Genomic DNA, 18,537 nt, shown 5'->3' on the forward strand with positions numbered 1-18,537 from the left:
CACGGCAAAGAGACCAGATCCAGCAACCCGCGACCCCGCCGAACAGGTTAAAACTCAAGCTAGAAGAACGTCGAGCAGAGCGGGGCGACGGAGCCGGCGAACAACGCGTCGGCCTCGGCGAACCGCGACCCCTCGATCCGCTTGGTCGCCGCGAGGTCCGAGAACCGCGTGTCCCCGAGGTAGACGGCCCCGAGCAGGTCGACCGGGATCGTGAGGTCGGGCTGCGCCTCGACGCGTTCGGCACCGTCGGGCGAGATCCGGTACCGGCCGCTGTTCGCGGGCAGCAACTCGTCGTGCACCTCGATGACGACGGGCTCGCCGGCGCCGTAGGTGCGGGCGGCGAGCATGCGCGGCACGTCCACGAGCCTCAGCCAGATCTGGTCGTAGACGTCCTTCGTGTAAACGACGCGCGGGTCCTCGAAGAGCCAGTTCAGCGGGTCGTCGAGGGCCGCGTCGACCTCGATCGTGTCGATCAGGTCCAGCCGCGTCAGGTAGATCCACAGGTCGCGCCACGCGTCGGCGTTGGCCCACGCGAAGTCCTCGACCTCCATGTGGTGCTTGAAGTCCTTGTCCTCGGACACCTTGTAGCAGACGAAACCGTCGTCCCCGTCCGGTCCACTGTGGACTACGGTCACCAGGTTGTCGGCCTCGGTCTTGCGATCCCGCGCCCTCGCCCACCAGCCGGGCCAGCGCGAGATCTCACCGGGCCGGTCGAGCCCGAACGCGTCGTGCAACTCGGGCAGCAGCTTGTCCGCGGTGTCGAGGTCCACCATCCGCACCCGCCCGACCGGCGAGCCGGGGACGACGGCCTTGCTCGCGTCGATCCGCAGGAACCGCACGCGCCCGGCGAGCCCGTAGCCGAACCGGCCGTAGATGCGCCCCTCGGACGCCCGCAGCGTCGCCACTGGGTCAGGGGTCGTGGACAGCTGCTCGCGCATGAGAGCGCTCAGCACGCCACGGCGCGTGTAGTCGGCACGCACACCCACGCGTGACACGGCCGTGTGCGGCACCAACGCTCCACCGGGCACGAGCATCCTGCCGCCGAACGACTGGGTCGTGCCGACCATCTCGTCGCCCTCGAACGCCGCCAGGACCCGGCCGGGCTCGTAGGAGGGCAGGACGACGGGCCATTGCTCGTCGGAGGGCGGGCCCCAGTGCATCGCGCGGCGGAAGAGCGTGCTGTGGGCGCGATACTGCGCCTCGTCGGTGAGTACGCGGATGTCGGTCACGCCCGCGATCGTCGCTCAGGGCGGCGGCGAACGCACCTCAGTTTCCGCGGGCCCGCCGCCACTGCCTCGTCCGTTCGAGGATCTCCTCGAACTGGGCCGGCGTGATCGGCACGGCCATCTCGCGGATCGCCCGCCGAGCCTCCGGCCCGCGGACAGCGTGCGGTGCCGCAGGTCAGAGCGCTCCCACACCAGGTCCCGCGTGAACGTCTCCCCGGTGCCGTCCGGCCACAGCCGCACGACCTCGAGCGGGCACCTCGGCGTGGACTCGGCAGCCTCGAACACGAAACAAGAAAGCCTCCCCCAGAAGCACGCTGGGGGAGGCTGTCGGAAAGCGGGGATCAGCCGGTCGGCTGGCCGACCTCGTACTCGCCGTCCTCGGTCTTGACGACGATCTTGACCTTCTTGTCCTTGCCGCCGACCTGCACCTTGCACTCGAACGAGGTGTTGGGCTTGACCTCGTTCTCACCGGAGCAGGTCGCGGCGCCGACGTCGGAGATCTTGTACTCGTCCTTCAGGATCTGGACGACGCCGTTCTGGACGGCGGTGTTGTCGAAGATCTTCTTCTTGAAGAAGGCCGGCGACACGAACCCGGTGAACAGCACGCCGCCGACGAGCAGGACGACGACCACAGCCGCCACCCAGATGGCCGCGCTGGACTTCTTCTTCGGCGGCACCGGCGGGCCGTAGCCCGGCTGCTGGCCGTACGGGTTCGGCTGCTGCTGGCCCGGCATGCCGTACTGCTGGGTCTGCTGGCCGTACGGGTCCTGGGCGGGGGTGCCGTACGGGTTCGACTGCTGGCCCTGCTGGCCGTACGGGTCCTGCTGGGCAGGAGTGCCGTACGGGTTCGACTGCGGCTGCTGGCCGGGCACGCCGTACTGCTGCGTCTGCTGCTGCGACGGGTCGAATCCCGGGTACGGCTGCTGCTGGCCCGGCTGGGGCTGACCCTGCTGGGGCTGCGGCGGGCCGTAGGGGTTCTGCTGCCCCGGGTTCTGGGCCGGGAAGCCGCCAGACGGCGTGCCGGGAGGGAAACCGCCTCCATAGGGCTGCTGCTGCGGCGGTTGCGGCTGCTGGCCCCAGGGCTGCTGCGGATCGTTCCCTCCGGACGGTCCGTACGGGCTGCTCATCTGTCGACCTCCGTGTGTACGACGTTGCGGCGAAATCCAATCACACCGTTGACGTCAGTCTTTACTCCGACTCGCAAAACCTTCGTCAGGCCCATGTCACATCATCGCCACAACTCCGCGCCTCAGCGCGTCGACGGCCTTGGCCGCGGCCGAACCGACCGGGTCCTGTCGGCCGACCACCTCACGGATCTGGTCCAAAAGGTCGATCACCTGCCGGCACCAGCGCACGAAGTCGCCCGCGCCGAGCTCGTTGCCCCCGGCCTCGGCGGCGCTGAGCACCTTCTCCAGCGACTCGCCGCGCGCCCACCGGTACACGGGCCAGGCGAAGCCGGGGTCGGGCTGGCGGGTGATGCGTTCGAGCTTGTGGCGGCGCTCGTCGTCCTCGATCTCCGCCCACAGCCGCACGGTCTTGAGCATCGCGTCGCCCACCGGGCCCTGCGGCAGCCGCGCCTCGACGGGACCGTCCCGGCGCGCCTCGTAGACCAGCGACGACACGACGGCGGCGAGCTCCTCCGGCTTGAGGCCCTTCCACACGCCGTTGCGGATGCACTCGGCCGCCAGCAGGTCCGACTCGCTGTAGAGCCTGGTCAGGCGCTTGCCGTCGGCCGTGACCTCCTCGGCCTCGCTGAGGTACCCGCGTTCGCGCAGCAGCGCGCGGATGCGGTCGAACTGGCGGGCCAGCGAGTGGGTCGTCGCCGCGACCTTGCGCTCCAGCTGCTGGTTCTCGGCCAGCAGCCGGTGGTAGCGCTCTCCCCAGCGGGCGTGGTCCTCGCGCTGGTCGCAGCCGTGGCACGGGTGCGAGCGCAGGGCCCGGCGCAGCGTCGCGAGCTCGGGGTCGTCGTCCGCCGTGGTCTGCCTGCGGCCGCGCGAGGGCACGGTGATGCCGGTGTTGCGGATCGTGGCCGCGAGGTCGCGCCGCGACTTGGGCGAGCGCACGTCGACCTGTTTGGGCAGGCGGATGTGGCCGAGCACCTCGACCGGCGTCGGGAAGTCGGCCGACGTGAGGCGGCCCGACCAGCGGTCCTCGGTGACGACCAGCGGCTTCGCCTCCCCCATCGGTTCGAGACCGGGGTCGACGACGACGGCGAGACCGCTGCGGCGCCCGGACGGCACCGCGATCACGTCGCCCTTGCGCAGCCGCTCGAGGGACTTCGCCGTCTCGATGCGGCGCGCGTTCGTGTTCTGCTTCGAGAGCTGCTTCTCCCGGTCACCGATGCGGCGGCGCAGCGCCGCGTACTCCGTGAAGTCGCCGAGGTGGCACGTCATCGACTCGGTGTAGCCCGCGAGGGCCTCCTTGTTGCGGTCGACGCGGCGGGAGAGCCCGACGACCGAGCGGTCGGCCTGGAACTGCGCGAACGACTGCTCCAGGATGACGCGCGCGGACTCCGCCCCGAGCTGGTGCACGAGGTTGACGGCCATGTTGTAACCGGGCCGGAACGACGACCGCAGCGGGTACGTGCGCGTGGACGCGAGCCCGCCGACGGCCTTGGGGTCCATCCCCGGCTGCCAGACGACGACCGCGTGCCCCTCGACGTCGATGCCACGACGCCCCGCACGACCCGTGAGCTGCGTGTACTCGCCCGGCGTGAGGTCGACGTGCGCCTCGCCGTTGTACTTCACGAGCTTCTCGAGCACGACCGTCCGCGCGGGCATGTTGATGCCCAGCGCGAGCGTCTCGGTCGCGAACACGACCTTGACCAGCCCGCGGACGAACAGCTCCTCGACCGTCTCCTTGAACGCGGGCAGCAGCCCGGCGTGGTGCGACGCGATGCCGCGCTCCAGCGCCTCGCGCCACTCCCAGAAGCCCAGGACGCGGAGGTCCGCCTCGGGCAGGTCGCGCGTCTTCTCGTCGATGATCCGGCGGACCTCCTCGGTCTCCTCCGGCGTGTTGAGCCGCAACCCCGCCCGCGCCGTCTGCGCGACCGCCGCGTCACACCCCGCGCGGCTGAACACGAACACGATCGCGGGCAGCAGCGACGCGTGGCCGAGCTGCTGGATCATGTCGGTGCGCGACGCGGGCTTGAACCCGCTGTTGCGCGACGGCCGGCCGGTGCCGCCACCGCCGCGGTTGCGCCCGCGGCTGAACGGCACGTGGTACCGCGTCAGCTCCTCGGTCTTGCGCAGCACCTGGGAGTTGATGCGCGCGTGCGTCTGGTCGCCCTCGAAGAGGTCGAGCATCTGGTTGCCGACCATCATGTGCTGCCACAGCGGCACGGGCCGGTGCTCGTCGACCACGACCGACGTGTCGCCGCGCACCTCGACCAGCCACTCGCCGAACTCCTCGGCGTTGCTGACCGTCGCGGACAGCCCGACCACCTGCACGTGCTCGGGCAGGTGCAGGATGACCTCTTCCCACACGGGCCCGCGGAACCGGTCGGCGAGGTAGTGCACCTCGTCCATCACGACGTACGCGAGGCCGTCCAGAGTGGACGAACCCGAGTACAGCATGTTCCGCAGCACCTCGGTCGTCATGACGACCACGGGCGCGTTGCCGTTGACGCTCGTGTCACCGGTGAGCAGACCGATGTTCTCCGCGCCGTAACGCGCCGTGAGGTCGGCGAACTTCTGGTTGCTCAACGCCTTGATGGGCGTCGTGTAGAAGCACTTGCGGCCTTCGGTGAGGGCCAGGTGCACGGCGAACTCGCCCACCACGGTCTTGCCGGCACCGGTGGGGGCGCAGACGAGCACTCCGTGACCGTCCTCCAGGGCCTCGCAGGCCTGGCGCTGGAACGGGTCCAGCTCGAACGAGATCACGGACAGGAAGTCGGTCAGCTTGGGCCGCTGGGCGTTGCGCCGGGAGTGGGCGTAGGCCTCGGCCGGGGACCGCGAAGCACTTGACACCCCTCCAGGCTTTCACATCGCACCGACAATCGCCGACGAGATAGATTAACTTCAGTCAACACTGAAGCAACAGAGGGCGATGTCTCTCAGACATCGCCCTCCACCTGCGGTTTTGTCAGAACGTGCGCTGCACCCGGTCCGCCACCAGCTTCACGAAGCGGGACGGGTCCGCCAGCTCGCCGCCCTCGGCCAGCAACGCCAGCCCGTGGATCAGCTCCGCGGTGTCGGTCAACGACTCGCGTTCACCGGCCGCGAACGCCCCGTGCAACCCCTCCACCAGCGGGTGCGACGGGTTCAACTCCAGGATCCGCTTGATCTTCGGCAGCTCCTGCCCCATCGCCTTGTACATCTTCTCCAACGTCGGAGTGATGTCGAACGAGTCACCGACGACACACGCCGGCGAGGTCGTCAGGCGGGACGAGAGGCGGACCTCCTTGACGCTGTCCTCCAGCTGCTCCTTCATCCACGTGAGCAGGTCCGAGTACTCCGCGGCCTTGGCCTCGTTGGCCGACTTCTCCTCGTCGGTCTCGAGGTCCACCTGTCCCTTGGCGACGGACTGGAACGTCCTGCCGTCGAACGCCGGCACCGAGTCGACCCACATCTCGTCGATCGTGTCGGTGAGGATCAGCACCTCGAAGCCCTTGGCGCGCAACGCCTCCAGGTGCGGCGACTTCTCGACGGCGACGCGGGAGTCGCCGGTCATGAAGTAGATGTGCTCCTGGCCTTCCTTCATGCGCCCCACGTACTCGGCCAGCGTGGTGAGCGTGCCCTCGGCCTGCGTCGAGGCGAAGGAGCAGACCTCCAGGATCGCGTCGCGGTTGTCCGAGTCGGAGAGCAGGCCCTCCTTCAGGGCCGCGCCGACCTCGCCCCACAGCTTCGCGTAGTCGTCGGGGCGCGAGGACTGCAGCGACTTGATGGAGGAGAGGACCTTCTTCACCAGGCGGCGGCGCATCAGCTGGATCTGGCGGTCCTGCTGCAGGATCTCGCGCGACACGTTCAGCGAGAGGTCCGCCGCGTCGACGACGCCCTTCACGAAGCGCAGGTACTCGGGCATCAGCTCGGCGCAGTCCTCCATGATGAAGACGCGCTTCACGTAGAGCTGGACGCCGCGCTTGCCGTCGCGCATGAACAGGTCCATCGGCGCCTGCGCGGGCAGGAACAGCAGGGCCTGGTACTCGAAGGTGCCCTCCGCCTGCATGCGGATGGTCTCGAGCGGCGCGTTCCAGTCGTGGCTGATGTGCCGGTAGAACTCGGCGTACTCCTCCTCCGTCACCTCGGAGGCCGGGCGCGCCCACAGGGCCTTGCGGGAGTTGATCTCCTCGCCGCCCAGGCGCACGGGCCAGGTGATGAAGTCCGAGTAGCGCTTGACGATCTCCTTGATCTTCGCCGGCTCGGTGTAGTCCGGCAGGCGGTCCTCGTCGTCGGACGGCTTGAGGTGCAACGTGACCGAGGTGCCCTGCGGCGCGTCGTCCACGTCGTCGATCGTGTACGTGGCCTCGCCGGACGACTCCCAGCGCACGCCCTTCTCGGAGTGCGGGTACTTCGTCACGAGGGTGACCTTGTCCGCCACCATGAACGACGAGTAGAAGCCGATGCCGAACTGGCCGATCAGGTCCGACGTGCTGCCGGACTGCTGTTCCTTGAGCTGCTTGAGGAACTCCGCGGTACCGGACTTCGCGATCGTGCCGATGAGGCGCACGACGTCCTCGCGGGTCATGCCGATGCCGTTGTCGCGCACCGTCAGCGTGCGCTCCGCCGGATCGGACTCGATCACGACGTGCAGGTCGTCGACGTCGACCCGCATGTCCTTGTCGCGGAACGACTCCAGCCGCAGCTTGTCGAGCGCGTCGGAGGCGTTCGAGACCAGCTCGCGCAGGAACGTGTCCTTGTTCGAGTAGATCGAGTGGATCATCAGCTGCAGCAGCTGACGCGCCTCGGACTGAAACTCCAGCGTCTCCATGAATCCCTACCGACTAAAGAAAACGAACCGAACAGCCCTACAACTTAGCGACCCACGACGGTGAGTGCGTCAGGAACCGTCCGAACGGAGACGGGCAACGCCTCCTGCCGTTCGCCATCGGCGTAGGCGATCCAGCCGTTACCCCCGGCCAGGGAGACCTCACGCGCGCGGAACGTCCGCACGGCCGGGTGGTCGGTGTGCCTGCCCGTGCGCAACGTCGGCAGCATCCGCATCAGCATCGCGCGGCTGCCGTGCTCCACGACCGTGACGTCGAACAGCCCGTCGTTCGCGTCGGCGCCGGGGCACACGGGGATGCCACCGCCGTAGTTCGGCGTGTTGCCGATCGCCACGAGCGTCGCGTCCAGCGAGAACGTCTCGGTCTCGGTCGTCACGACCAGCGGCGCCGACTTCAGCGACGCCAGCTCGGCCACGATCGCGAGGTCGTAGCGGCGCGGACCGGCGGGCCAGCGCATCGCGTTCGCCCGCTCGTTCACCGCGGAGTCGAACCCGGCGCACAGCACCGTCGCGAACCACTGTCCCGTCGACAAGCGGCCGAGGTCCAGCGTCTTGCGCGTGCCGAGCACGACGTCCTCGACGGACTTCGAGCCGATGGCGGCCGCCAGGTCGTTGCCGGTACCCGCCGGGACGACGCCCAGCGCCGTCGAGGTGCCCGCGACGGCCTGAACGCCCAGGTGGGCGCCCCCGTCACCGCCGAGCACGACCAGCAGGTCGACGCCGTCCGCGACAGCGTCGTGCGCCATCGCCAGCGCGCCCTCGGCGTCGTGCGCGACCATCTGCCTCAACGACGAGACGTGCGGCCTGAGCGCCGCGGCGGTCGACCCGGCCATCCGGGCCGCCCGCCCCTTGCCCGACGCCGGGCAGACGAGCAACGCGGCCCGCGTCACGTGGCGTCGTCGTAGTTCACGCGCTTCGCGGGCTCCGAAGCGACCACCTTCTCACCGGGGTCGTTGCCGTCGGCGTCGGACGCGACGTAGTTGAACGGCGCCGCCTCGTCGTCGTCCAGCGCGTCCCAGCCCTCGGCCGCGCGGAGCTTGGCCTTGCGCTTGTCGTGGACGCGGGCGATCTGGATGGCCATCTCGAACAGCAGGCCCAGCGCGAGCGCCAGCACGACCATCGAGATCGGGTCGGTGCCCGGCGTCGCGATCGCGGCGAACACGAACAGGCCCATCAGCAGGCCGCGGCGCCACTTGTGCAGCTTCTCGTAGGTGATCACGCCCGCGCGGTTGAGCATCACCACGATCAGCGGCAGCTCGAAGCTCACGCCGAAGATGAACAGCATCGTGATGATGAACGAGACGTACTTGCCACCGGTCAGGGCGGTGATGAAGTCGTCGCCACCGAAGCTGATCAGCACCTGCAGACCCTCTGGCACCACCAGGTAGGCCAGCACGGCGCCGGCCGCGAACAGGATCGCGGCGAAGAACACGAAGGTGCGCGCGAACTTGCGCTCCTTCAGGTACAGACCGGGGGTGATGAACGCCCAGAACTGGTACAGCCAGAACGGGCTGAGCAGCACCGCGCCCGCGGCCGTACCGACCTGCAGGCGGATCATGAAGCTCTCGAACGGCTCGGTCTGCAGCAGCCGGCAGCCGATCTCACCGTCGAACTTGACCCGGTACGGCTCCAGGTCGGGCTGGCAGTACGGAGCCGTCATGATGTCGCCGAGCGACGGGATCGGGCCGAGCTTCACGCCGAACCAGATCCAGCCGAAGACGGCACCGATGGCGATGATCAGCATCGCCATGCCGAGGCGGTGCCGCAGCTCGTAGAGGTGCTCTTTGAGCGACATGGTGCCGTCGGCGTTGCCCCGACGGCGCTTGCCGCGTTCCCGGCGCTCGGCGAACCACCGGAGCGGGTTTGCCACCGCGCTAACCGTCCTTACGAGTCAGGAGAGAAGGTCAGTTGCCGGCGGCCTTGTTCTGCGTGGTCTGCTCGATGGGAGGAGCGACCTGGGGCTGCTGCTGCACCTGCGGCTGGGCCGGGGGGAGCTGCTGGACCGGCGGCTGCACGGGCTGCTGCTGGACCGGCGCGTCGTCCGCGTCCTGGTCGCGCAGGCCCTTGGTCTCAGCCTTGAAGATCTTGGCCGACTTGCCGAGCGAACGGGCCATGTCGGGAAGCTTCTTCGCACCGAACAGCAGAATGATCACCACTGCGATGATGATCAGCTCGGTGGGTCCGAGGTTACCCATTGGTGATCCTCCTGTCTCCCCCGCCACGACGATCGTACGCGGGGTTTGCCCTGGTGCGGGCCTGTTCCGTGGAACGCCGGTCGGCGATGGCCACCTTCAGCGCCGCGGATCGCGCCTTGAGCAGACCGACGCCGTTTCCGACCCTGTCCCCCACCAGAGTGCGGGCACGGGCCAATCGGCGCAAGGATCGGATGACTCGGATCGCGATCACGGCGAACGCGACGAGGCCGAGCGCGATCAGCGCCAGGGTCGGTGTGGACGGCACAAGCACACGTTATACGTCTTAGGTGGACAGCAGGTGATCTGCCCGCCGCAACGCTTCACGGGCTTGGCGGACCACCTCGTCAGCCAGTTCGGCCGGCTGTTCGACGTGCACGTCACCGCCGAGCCCGAGGAGCAGGCGGACCATCCAGGACGGGTCGTCGTAGCGCATGAGGACACGCGTGCGGCCGTCCGAGAGCTCTGCCGAGTGATCCACCGGGTAGTACTCGGCCACCCAGTGCGCGTCCGGTTCGAGCAGGAGCACGGCGACCTTCTGGCTGTCCCGGGGGTGGAACAACCCCTCCGACGTATCGGTCGGCTGGGCGTGCGGCGGAGGCGACGACGGCTCGTCGAGCACCTGCACGTCGTCGATGCGGTCGAGCCGGAACAACCGCACGCCGAGTGCCGAACGGCACCATCCTTCGAGGTAACCGCGCCCTTCGACGAGCAGCAGGCGCATCGGGTCGACCACTCGGTCGCTCATGGCGTCGTGCGACTGCGAGTAGTAGCGGATGCGCACGGCCCGTTCGCGCTTCACGGCGTCCTGCACGGTGGCCCGGACCTCGGCGGTCTCCCCGCGTTCGAACCCTCCGAGCCCGACGACCATGCCCGCGGGCTGGGCCTTGCCGACCGCCGCCTCGATCTTCGCGAGCGCCCGCTGCACGGCGTCGGTGTCGACCACGCCGGGGGTGTCGGCCAGTGCCCGCAGCGCGACCAGCAGAGACGCCGCCTCGGCAGCGGTGAGGCGCAACGGCCGGTCGAGGCCCGCGTCGAACGAGACGGTGATCGTCTCGCCCTCGAAGGACAGGTCGATCAGGTCGCCAGGCCCGTACCCGGGCAGGCCGCACATCCACAGCAGCTCGAGGTCCTTGCGCAGCTGCTTGGGCGTGATGCCGAAGTCGGCCGCGGCCTCCTTGACGGTGATCGCGGGCCGGTTGAGCAGGTACGGCACGAGTGCGAGCAGCCGCGGCAGCCGTTCGTTCGACGCGGTCACCGCGCTCCTTCCAGTGCGCCCTGCAGGCGGTCGCGGACCGACTTGGCCAGCACCTCGGGCTCGAGCACCACGACGTCGGGCCCGAACCCGGCGAGCCACTTGGCCGCCGAGTCGGGGAACTTCAGGTCGATCTCGACGACGTCGCCGCCGTCGCGTTCCTCGACGACCTTCGCGTGCCGCCGCACGCCCTGCGCCCGGTCCTTGGCCACCCAAATCCTGGCGGGCGCGGTCTGGTGCGGATCGGCCTGCGTGCGCGCGATGAGGCTCATCAGGTCCGTGCCCTCGGGCACGGTGAACGCGCCCGGCTTGCCCACGGTGCGGACAGTGCCCACGACGCGGGAGAGCCGGAAGCAGCGCGTGTCGTTGCGCTCACGGTCCCAGCCGACGAGATACCACTTGCCGCGCCACGCGACCACGCCCCACGGCTCGACCGTGCGCTCCTTCTGCCCGCCAGGCGGTGGCTTGCGGTAGTCGAACGAGACGACCTGCCCGGCCTGCACGGCCTGCAGCAGCGGCGGGAACGCGGGCTCGTTGGCCCGCACCTTGGGCTCGACGGCCGCGGGCGTGTCCTGGTCGACGTCCACGCCGGCGGCGCGCAGCTTGATCAACGCGCCGTGCACGGCGCCCGTGAGCTGCGGAGAGTCCCAGAGTCGGGCGGCCAGCGCCACCGCGGCGGCCTCGTCGGGTTCGAGGTCGATGTCGCCGAGCTCGTAGTCACGCCGTGCGATCCGGTACCCGTCCTCCGCACCCTCGGCGTTCGACTGCCGGCCGGTCTCCAGCGGCACGCCGAGATCCCGGAGCTCGGACTTGTCCCTTTCGAACATGCGGAAGAACGCCTCGTCCGTCGGCGCTTCGTGATAGCCGGGGACGATGGCGCGGATGCGCTCCGCTGTCAGGTACTGACGGGTCGACAGCAGGCACAACACCAGGTTGACGAGGCGTTCGGCGCGTGCGATGGCCACGGACAAACCCTAACGCGTGCGCGCACTGAAACCTCATCACCACCTGTCGTCAACGGTCCGTTCAGAACAACGACCGCAGTTCCCGCACCAGTTCGACGGGTGCCTCCTCGGCCATGTGGTGCCCGCAGTCGATGGACCGAACCCGCACGTCATCGGCCCATTCGGCCCAGATCTCACCCAGGTCTCCGTACAGCTCGCCCAGGTCATCTTTGGCCGACCACAACGCCAGCACGGGACACGCGATCTTCCTCCCGGCGGCCCTGTCCTCGTCGTCGTGGACGCGGTCGACCTCCAGCCCGGCGCGGTAGTCCCCGCACATCGCGAGCACGGTCCCGGGGTCGTGGATCGCCCGCTGGAAGTCCGCCCAGTTCTCCACGCCCATCGCGAGCGGCGTGTCGTGGTAGCGGCCGCCGTACCAGAGGTCGGGGTTCTCGTTGATCATCGCGGCGGCGAGCTCTTGGCGCGCCAGGAAGAACCAGTGGTACCAGCTCTGCGCGAACCGGGCGTCGGCCCTGCTCAGGTGCGCGCCGATCGGCAGTCCGTCGAGGACGGCGAGGTGCGTGACCCGGTCCGGGTGGTCGAGCGCCAGCCTGATGGCCGCGGCGGCCCCGCGATCGTGCCCGGCGACGGCGAACTCCTCGTGCCCCAGGCTTTTCATGAGCTCGACGAAGTCACGCGCCATGGCACGTTTCGAGTAATCACCGGGTTTGCTGGATTCGCCGTACCCACGCAGATCGGGGCACACGACCGTGTGGTCCTCCGCGAGCAGCGGCGCGACACGGTGCCATGTGGTGTGGGTTCGAGGGTGGCCGTGAAGGAGGAGGACCGGCGGCCCTGCACCGCCGGTCCTCACTCTGAGCACGGCCTCGCCAACGTCCCTGCAACGCAACGAGAAGCCTTCGAACACTCACATCGGCTACCCCTGTGAGGAGTGGCTGACACGTCCCATTTCGCTGCAGCCCCTTCCGGCGTTACACCGCGACGACCAATTCGGACTCGGGATCGTGCTCGAGCCCGCTCGTACCTGCGACGACGACGGTCGCCCTCGCCCACGGCCGCTCGCGGAGCATGAACGGAACTTCTTCTTCCAACCACGCGGCGACGTGCCGTCGCTGCTCCACGGAGTCACCGTCGCGCGCGACCAGACGGCGCTCCTGCTCGTCCAGATCGCCCTGCACCCAGATCGAGGCGTCGACCCACCTCGCGAGCTCCTCGCGGATGATCCCGGTGCCCTCGACCCACACGACCTCCGCCCCGGCCGCGACGCGGATCTCGCCGGGCCGGTCGTGCTCGACCCACGCCCGTGGCCGGAACGCAACCGCCTCACCCCGGTGCAGGGGCTTCAGGACGTTCTCGGCCATCAGCCCCGCCCAGTCGAAGCACGCGTGGTTCCAGGCGATGTCGTCGGTGTGCACGACCTCGGACCCGGGAACTATCTCCCGCAGCCGCTCGACGAGTGTGGACTTGCCAGCACCTCCCCGCCCGTCGACGGCCACGACGAGGGGACGCCCGGTAACCGCCTTCTCACGCAGTCGAAGCACGACGTCAGCGAGCTTCACGACCCGCCACCCCGCGGCTTCGACCTCACCCTCGTGCAAGCGCATTCCGACCTCCTGGTGCGGTGACCACCAACCCTTGCCGGGTTGTGCGCGGTCCAGGGCGATGCATCGTGGTGCCTCCCCCACGCCCTCGTACTGGTAGTACGGGGGCGTGGGGGAGGTGCCGCGAGGCGTCCACCTGGGCCGTGCACAACCCGGTGAGGATTGTGGTCACCGCACTAGGTACGGCCGACGCGCCCCTTCTCGCCGGCGGCCCAGCAGGTGGATCCCACGCAGTCCACGGTGTCGAAACTCCCGGTGTCCGCGACCTTCCACGACTTGCCGTCCCTGCTGGTGTCCGTCCCGGACGGACCGACCGCCACCAGCCCGTCACCGCGGTAGGCGATCCCGGACCGGTACCCGACGGGCGCCTGCGTCCCGGCCTTCCACCCACGCCCGTCGTTGGTCGCGAACGCCGGCGTCGGATCGGTCGGCTTCTTGTAGTCCCCGCCGATCGCCACACCCCGCCACGGCGTCTTGAACGCCACCGCGAACACCCCGGCCGCCTCCCCCGACGGCAACGGAACCTCGCTCGCCTTCCACGACCGCCCACCGTCGCGCGACTCCAGCACCCGTGCCTTCGCGCCGCCGCCGGTCGCGATCCACGCGTGGTTGCCACTGGTGGTCACGCACTGCCCGGACGCCGCGAACGCGAACTCGCCCGGCAACGCCTCCGGCATGCCCTTGGGGTCGTTGACGTGCCACGACCGCCCACCGTCCCACGTCCGGAGCACCCGGAACTTGCCGTCGACGGGATCGCTCAGCGCCAGCCCCCGGAACCGGTCGAAGAACGCCACGCAGTCGTAGAACGCCTTCGGATCGGTGTTGCGGAACTCCTCCCGCCAGCTCCTACCGCCGTCGGACGTGCGGTAGATGCGCGACGACTCGCCCTCCCCGATCGACAACGCCACGGCGTTGCGCGCGTCGAAGGCCTCGATGTCGCGGAACTCGAGCGCCTCGGTGCCGGGCGGCCCGACGGAGTCCCACGTCCGGCCGCCGTTCGTGGTGCGCAGGACGGTGCCCTTCGAGCCGCTGACCCACGCGATCTGGCTGCTGACCGCGGAGAGGCCGCGGAACTGGGCGTCCGTGCCGGTCGGTTTCAGGTCCCAGTAGGAGTCGGCCGAGGCGACTCCGGGGAGAGCCAGGAGAGCGGTGAGCGCCACCGCGATGATCCTCATGCGGCCGCATCATTCCACCTCGCGGAAGCGCAGGCGAAAAGAATTGGGAGATTCGATGGTTGACCGCCGTCAAGCTCGCCGCTAGGTTCGAATGTGCAACCTGGGGGGTTCGCAATTTCTGCGACCGACCCATGCTCTCCGAAACACGAGGAGTATTGGGAATGACTGCTGTGAGCTTTCTTCGGCGTGCCTCGATCGGGGCGGCGGCGCTCGCCGTCGTGGCCGGTGGCGTGCTGGCCGGGACGGGCACCGCGAGTGCCGCTGTCTGCGGGTACAACGATGACATCGACGGCAGGGCCGTCTACAACCACTGCGGCTCGACCAACGTCATGATCGAGTACACGATCTTCAGCGGGGGGCACGGGCAGATGTGCGTCCCTCCCGGTTTGAGAGACATGGGCCCGTCATGGCTGGTGTCGAACGCTTGGTACATCGGTAGCCCGAACTGCATCCTGACGTAATAGCCGGAATTCCGTCGATTACACAGAAATGCGGGCCGGAGTATTTTCCGGCCCGCATTTCGGCGTGTCAATTTTCCTAGAGCGACGAGATCAGGCGCTCCACGCGCTCGTCCACCGCCCGGAACGGGTCCTTGCACAGCACCGTGCGCTGCGCCTGGTCGTTCAACTTCAGGTGCACCCAGTCGACGGTGAAGTCGCGACCGGCGGCCTGCGCCGCCGCGATGAAGTCGCCGCGCAGCTTGGCCCGCGTGGTCTGCGGCGGGGTGTCCTTGGCGGCCTCGATCTCGCCGTCGTCGGTCACGCGCTCGACCTGGCCCTTGCGCTGCAGCAGGTCGAACACGCCGCGGCCGCGGCGGATGTCGTGGTAGGCGAGGTCGAGCTGGGCGATGCGCGGGTTGGACAGGTCCATGTTGTGCTTTTCCATGTACCGGTTCATCAGGCGGTTCTTGATGGCCCAGTCGATCTCGCGGTCGATCTTGGTGAGGTCCTGCGACTCGACGGCGTCGAGGGTGCGGCCCCACAGTTCGAGGACCCGGTCTGCCATGGGGTCGGGCGAGCGCTTGGCGCAGTGCTCGACGGCCTTCTCGAAGTACTCGCGCTGGATGTCCAGGGCGGAGGCCTCCTTGCCGCCCGCGAGGCGCACCGTGCGGCGGCCGGTGAGGTCGTGGGAGATCTCGCGGATGGCGCGGATCGGGTTGTCCAGCGAGAAGTCGCGGAACTGGACGCCCTGCTCGATCATCTCGAGCACGAGGTTCGCGCTGCCGACCTTCAGCAGCGTCGTCACCTCGGACATGTTCGAGTCGCCGACGATGACGTGCAGGCGCCGGTAGCGCTCGGCGTCGGCGTGCGGCTCGTCGCGGGTGTTGATGATCGGGCGGGACCTGGTCGTCGCGGACGACACGCCCTCCCAGATGTGCTCGGCGCGCTGCGAGAGGCAGTACACGGCGCCGCGCGGGGTCTGCAGCACCTTGCCGGCGCCGCAGATGAGCTGCCTCGTCACCAGGAACGGCAGCAGCACGTCCGCGATGCGCGAGAACTCGCCGGCCCGTGCGACCAGGTAGTTCTCGTGGCAGCCGTAGGAGTTGCCCGCCGAGTCGGTGTTGTTCTTGAACAGGAAGATGTCGCCGCCGATGCCCTCGTCGGCGAGCCTGCGCTCGGCGTCGACGAGCAGGTCCTCGAGGATCCGCTCACCCGCCTTGTCGTGCGTGACGAGCTGGGCCAGGTCGTCGCACTCGGCTGTGGCGTACTCCGGGTGAGAGCCGACGTCCAGGTAGAGCCGGGAGCCGTTGCGCAGGAAGACGTTGGAAGAACGCCCCCAGGAGACGACCCGGCGGAACAAGTACCGCGCGACCTCGTCCGGGGACAGACGACGCTGCCCGTGGAAGGTGCAGGTCACCCCGAATTCTGTCTCAATGCCGAAGATCCGCCGCTGCATGCCTCAACAGTAGGCGACTCTCAGGCGGAGCAGGGTGATCCGTTCGGGCGGCACGCCGGTTGCGGTTTAGTGTCGGAGGGGTGTGGAAACGGGTCAGCGCTCTCGACAAGAAGCTCATGAGCTCCTCGGCCGGACTACGTCCGAGCAGGCTCGACACCGGTTTGAAGAGACTTTCGAAAGCCGCCAACCACAGCGTGCTGTGGTTCGTCGTCGCGGCGGTTCTGGCGACCGGGAAAGGCCCGTTCCGGCGGGGCGCGCTGAGGGGGCTCGCGGCCATCGCCGGGGCCTCTGCCAGCGCGAACCTGGTCGGGAAGTCACTTTTCCCGCGACGCAGACCGGCCGCCGATCTGATCGCGGTCGACCGCCGCGTGTCCAAACGGCCGACGTCGTCGTCATTCCCGTCCGGCCACTCCGCGTCAGCGGCCGCTTTCGCCACGGCGGTCGCTCTGGAATCGCCCAAAGCAGGCCTTGTGGTGGCGCCGATCGCCGCCGCCGTGGCTTATTCACGCGTGCACACGGGCGTTCATTGGCCGTCGGACGTCGCGGCCGGCGCGGCGGTCGGTGTCGGTGCCGCGTATCTGACGCGCCGGTGGTGGCCGCTCGGGATGAACGAGCCCGCGTCGGCCTACGAACACGCCGACCTGACGTCGCTGCAGGAGGGTGACGGGCTGGTCGTGGTGGTCAACCCGTTCTCCGGCTTCGGCCCGGACCCGACGCCGCAGATCACGGAGGAGTGGCCGAAGGCGCAGGTCGTGTCGGTCGAGGAGCTCGACGACCTGCCCGACGCGAAGGCGCTGGGCGTGGCCGGTGGCGACGGGACGGTGGCCGCCGTCGCCGCCGTCGCCGCCGAACGCGACCTGCCGATGGTGCTCATCCCCTCCGGCACGCTGAACCACTTCGCGCGCGACGTGGGCATCACCGGCCTGCACGACACGGCGCAGGCCGTGGCCGACGGCGTGGGCGTGCGGGTCGACCTGGCGCAGGTCAACGACCAGTGGTTCGTGAACACGGCCTCGCTGGGCGGCTACCCGGACATGGTGCGGATCCGCGAGAAGATGGAGAAGCGCTGGGGCAAGTGGCCCGCGGCCGGACTGGCGCTGTTCCGCGTGCTGCAGCGCGCCAAGCCGCTCGACATCACCATCGACGGCGACAAGCACCTCGTCTGGCTGCTGTTCGTGGGCAACGGCCCGTACCGGCCCAAGGGCTTCGCGCCGACCATGCGCCCGCGGCTCGACGACGGGCTGCTCGACGTGCGGTACGTGCGGGCGGACCGCAAGTACTCGCGGACCAGGTTCTTCCTGGGCGCGCTGCTCGGGGCGCTGGAGCACTCGCGCATGTACAAGCACTTCGAGGTGGCCTCGCTCAACGTCGAGGTGCACGGCGCCCCCATCTCGATCGCGACGGACGGCGAGGTCCGCGAGCGGGCCAACCACTTCAAGTTCCGTTCGCGTGCGGCGGCCCTGGGCATCTATCGGCCATAAGTGTTCGACATTGTCGAACGTTCGCAGCTAGAGTGGGGTGCGTGCCCGGCCCCATTCAGTCCATCCAGCGCGCGGCGGAGGTCCTCAAGCTGCTCGCGCACGGCGGCGCGCACCAGTTGAGCGTCGGCGAGATCTCCCGCGCCCTCGACCTCGCGAAACCGACGGTGCACGGCATCCTGCGGACGTTGCAGGAGGTCGGGTTCGTCGAGCAGGAGGTCGAGGGCGGCAAGTACCGCCTCGGCGCCGCGCTGTTCCAGATCGGCACGTCCTACCTCGACGGCAACGAGCTGCGCGCCAAGGCGTTGAACTGGTCGGACACGCTGGCGATGCGTGCGCGCGAGGCCGTGCGCATCGGCGTGATGCACGGCAAGCACGTGCTGGTCGTCCACCACGTGTTCCGGCCGGACAACAGCCGGCAGACGCTCGACACCGGGGCGTTGCTGCCATGGCACGCGACGGCACTGGGCAAGGCGCTGGTGGCGTTCGGCGAGTGGCCCGACGGCGACCTCCAGGCCTTCACCAGGCACACGCTGAACCCGGAAGAGCTGCACACCGGCATGAACGTGGTCCGCGACCGCGACTGGGCCTACGACCTGCACGAACTGGTCGAGGGCGAGGCGTCGGTCGCGGCGCCGATCCGCGACCGGCGCGGTGTGGTCGTGGGTGCGATCGGCATCTCCGGACCGGTCGAGCGGCTGTGCGACTCCCCCGAGCAGCCACCCCGCCTCGAGCTCGTCTCCTACGTGCGTGAGGCAGCTCGCAGCGTCTCCAGGGAGCTCGGCGGCCTCTCCTGGTAGTACCGT

General features: G+C 69.2%; 17 protein-coding genes. 3 read left to right on the forward strand and 14 right to left on the reverse strand.

All coding sequences use genetic code 11. The annotated features are described in order from the left end of the window. Positions 1-59: 59 nt before the first annotated feature. The 13 genes from IE307_RS46325 to IE307_RS46385 all read right to left on the reverse strand — a co-directional run bounded on the left by IE307_RS46325 (position 60) and on the right by IE307_RS46385 (position 14,357). Positions 60-1,229: a GNAT family N-acetyltransferase gene (locus IE307_RS46325; protein WP_191305893.1), complete on the reverse strand. Its 1,170-nt coding sequence runs from the start codon at positions 1,227-1,229 to the stop codon at positions 60-62. A 338-nt stretch (positions 1,230-1,567) separates the two neighbouring features. Then, positions 1,568-2,353: a DUF4333 domain-containing protein gene (locus IE307_RS46330; protein WP_191305894.1), complete on the reverse strand. Its 786-nt coding sequence runs from the start codon at positions 2,351-2,353 to the stop codon at positions 1,568-1,570. 96 nt (positions 2,354-2,449) lie between these two features. Further along, complete coding sequence (locus IE307_RS46335; protein WP_191305895.1) at positions 2,450-5,194, reverse strand: DEAD/DEAH box helicase; 2,745 nt, start codon at positions 5,192-5,194, stop codon at positions 2,450-2,452. Positions 5,195-5,309: 115 nt separating this feature from the next. Continuing rightward, positions 5,310-7,154 (reverse strand): molecular chaperone HtpG, encoded by a 1,845-nt coding sequence (gene htpG / locus IE307_RS46340; RefSeq protein WP_191305896.1) that lies wholly within the window; start codon positions 7,152-7,154, stop codon positions 5,310-5,312. Positions 7,155-7,198: 44 nt separating this feature from the next. Then, entirely contained in the window at positions 7,199-8,059 is an 861-nt protein-coding gene (locus IE307_RS46345) for a diacylglycerol/lipid kinase family protein (RefSeq protein ID WP_191305897.1), read from the reverse strand. Beyond that, a complete protein-coding gene (tatC, locus tag IE307_RS46350; RefSeq protein ID WP_191305916.1) occupies positions 8,056-8,964 on the reverse strand; it encodes a twin-arginine translocase subunit TatC in 909 nt (302 codons plus the stop codon). The genes IE307_RS46345 and tatC overlap by 4 nt, the downstream gene beginning before the upstream one ends. 109 nt (positions 8,965-9,073) lie before the next feature. After that, positions 9,074-9,364: a Sec-independent protein translocase subunit TatA gene (gene tatA, locus IE307_RS46355; RefSeq protein ID WP_191305898.1), complete on the reverse strand. Its 291-nt coding sequence runs from the start codon at positions 9,362-9,364 to the stop codon at positions 9,074-9,076. Beyond that, positions 9,357-9,629: a bacteriophage holin gene (locus IE307_RS46360; protein WP_191305899.1), complete on the reverse strand. Its 273-nt coding sequence runs from the start codon at positions 9,627-9,629 to the stop codon at positions 9,357-9,359. Before IE307_RS46360 ends, tatA begins: the two co-directional genes overlap by 8 nt. An 18-nt stretch (positions 9,630-9,647) precedes the next feature. Beyond that, positions 9,648-10,619: a helix-turn-helix transcriptional regulator gene (locus tag IE307_RS46365; protein ID WP_191305900.1), complete on the reverse strand. Its 972-nt coding sequence runs from the start codon at positions 10,617-10,619 to the stop codon at positions 9,648-9,650. Beyond that, entirely contained in the window at positions 10,616-11,581 is a 966-nt protein-coding gene (locus IE307_RS46370) for a helix-turn-helix transcriptional regulator (protein ID WP_191305901.1), read from the reverse strand. The genes IE307_RS46365 and IE307_RS46370 overlap by 4 nt, the downstream gene beginning before the upstream one ends. Before the next feature lie 61 nt (positions 11,582-11,642). Continuing rightward, on the reverse strand, positions 11,643-12,488 hold the full coding sequence (locus IE307_RS46375) for an alpha/beta fold hydrolase (protein WP_191305902.1): 846 nt from the start codon (positions 12,486-12,488) through the stop codon (positions 11,643-11,645). A gap of 64 nt (positions 12,489-12,552) precedes the next feature. Then, complete coding sequence (locus tag IE307_RS46380; protein ID WP_191305903.1) at positions 12,553-13,185, reverse strand: uridine kinase family protein; 633 nt, start codon at positions 13,183-13,185, stop codon at positions 12,553-12,555. 173 nt (positions 13,186-13,358) lie between these two features. Next, entirely contained in the window at positions 13,359-14,357 is a 999-nt protein-coding gene (locus IE307_RS46385; protein ID WP_191305904.1) for a WD40/YVTN/BNR-like repeat-containing protein, read from the reverse strand. A gap of 161 nt (positions 14,358-14,518) precedes the next feature. On the opposite strand from IE307_RS46385, the gene IE307_RS46390 reads away from it, so the two are divergent. Then, positions 14,519-14,818 carry a DUF6355 family natural product biosynthesis protein gene (locus IE307_RS46390; protein WP_191305905.1) on the forward strand — a complete coding sequence of 100 codons (300 nt, stop codon included), beginning with the start codon at positions 14,519-14,521 and terminating at the stop codon, positions 14,816-14,818. Positions 14,819-14,894: 76 nt separating this feature from the next. On the opposite strand, the gene pafA is transcribed toward IE307_RS46390, so the two are convergent. Next, positions 14,895-16,253 carry a Pup--protein ligase gene (pafA, locus tag IE307_RS46395; RefSeq protein ID WP_189158067.1) on the reverse strand — a complete coding sequence of 453 codons (1,359 nt, stop codon included), beginning with the start codon at positions 16,251-16,253 and terminating at the stop codon, positions 14,895-14,897. A gap of 116 nt (positions 16,254-16,369) precedes the next feature. Between pafA and IE307_RS46400 the strand changes: the two genes are divergently transcribed. Both IE307_RS46400 and IE307_RS46405 read left to right on the forward strand, forming a co-directional pair. Beyond that, positions 16,370-17,734 carry a bifunctional phosphatase PAP2/diacylglycerol kinase family protein gene (locus IE307_RS46400; RefSeq protein ID WP_191305917.1) on the forward strand — a complete coding sequence of 455 codons (1,365 nt, stop codon included), beginning with the start codon at positions 16,370-16,372 and terminating at the stop codon, positions 17,732-17,734. Positions 17,735-17,775: 41 nt separating this feature from the next. Beyond that, the gene (locus IE307_RS46405; protein ID WP_191305906.1) at positions 17,776-18,531 is read left to right on the forward strand and encodes an IclR family transcriptional regulator; all 756 of its coding nucleotides are present in this window, start codon (positions 17,776-17,778) and stop codon (positions 18,529-18,531) included. The last annotated feature ends 6 nt before the right edge of the window (positions 18,532-18,537 follow it).

Source organism: Lentzea cavernae, from assembly GCF_014653695.1.
In the GTDB taxonomy this organism is placed as follows: Bacteria; Actinomycetota; Actinomycetes; order Mycobacteriales; family Pseudonocardiaceae; genus Lentzea; species Lentzea cavernae.

Coding starts and splice junctions, on each gene's coding strand:
- IE307_RS46390 (WP_191305905.1), top strand. CDS start 14,519: ATGACTGCTGTGAGCTTTCTTCGGCGTGCCTCGATCGGGGCGGCGGCG.
- tatC (WP_191305916.1), bottom strand. CDS start 8,964: ATGTCGCTCAAAGAGCACCTCTACGAGCTGCGGCACCGCCTCGGCATG.
- IE307_RS46330 (WP_191305894.1), bottom strand. CDS start 2,353: ATGAGCAGCCCGTACGGACCGTCCGGAGGGAACGATCCGCAGCAGCCC.
- pafA (WP_189158067.1), bottom strand. CDS start 16,253: ATGCAGCGGCGGATCTTCGGCATTGAGACAGAATTCGGGGTGACCTGC.
- tatA (WP_191305898.1), bottom strand. CDS start 9,364: ATGGGTAACCTCGGACCCACCGAGCTGATCATCATCGCAGTGGTGATC.
- IE307_RS46400 (WP_191305917.1), top strand. CDS start 16,370: ATGAGCTCCTCGGCCGGACTACGTCCGAGCAGGCTCGACACCGGTTTG.
- htpG (WP_191305896.1), bottom strand. CDS start 7,154: ATGGAGACGCTGGAGTTTCAGTCCGAGGCGCGTCAGCTGCTGCAGCTG.
- IE307_RS46380 (WP_191305903.1), bottom strand. CDS start 13,185: ATGCGCTTGCACGAGGGTGAGGTCGAAGCCGCGGGGTGGCGGGTCGTG.
- IE307_RS46385 (WP_191305904.1), bottom strand. CDS start 14,357: ATGAGGATCATCGCGGTGGCGCTCACCGCTCTCCTGGCTCTCCCCGGA.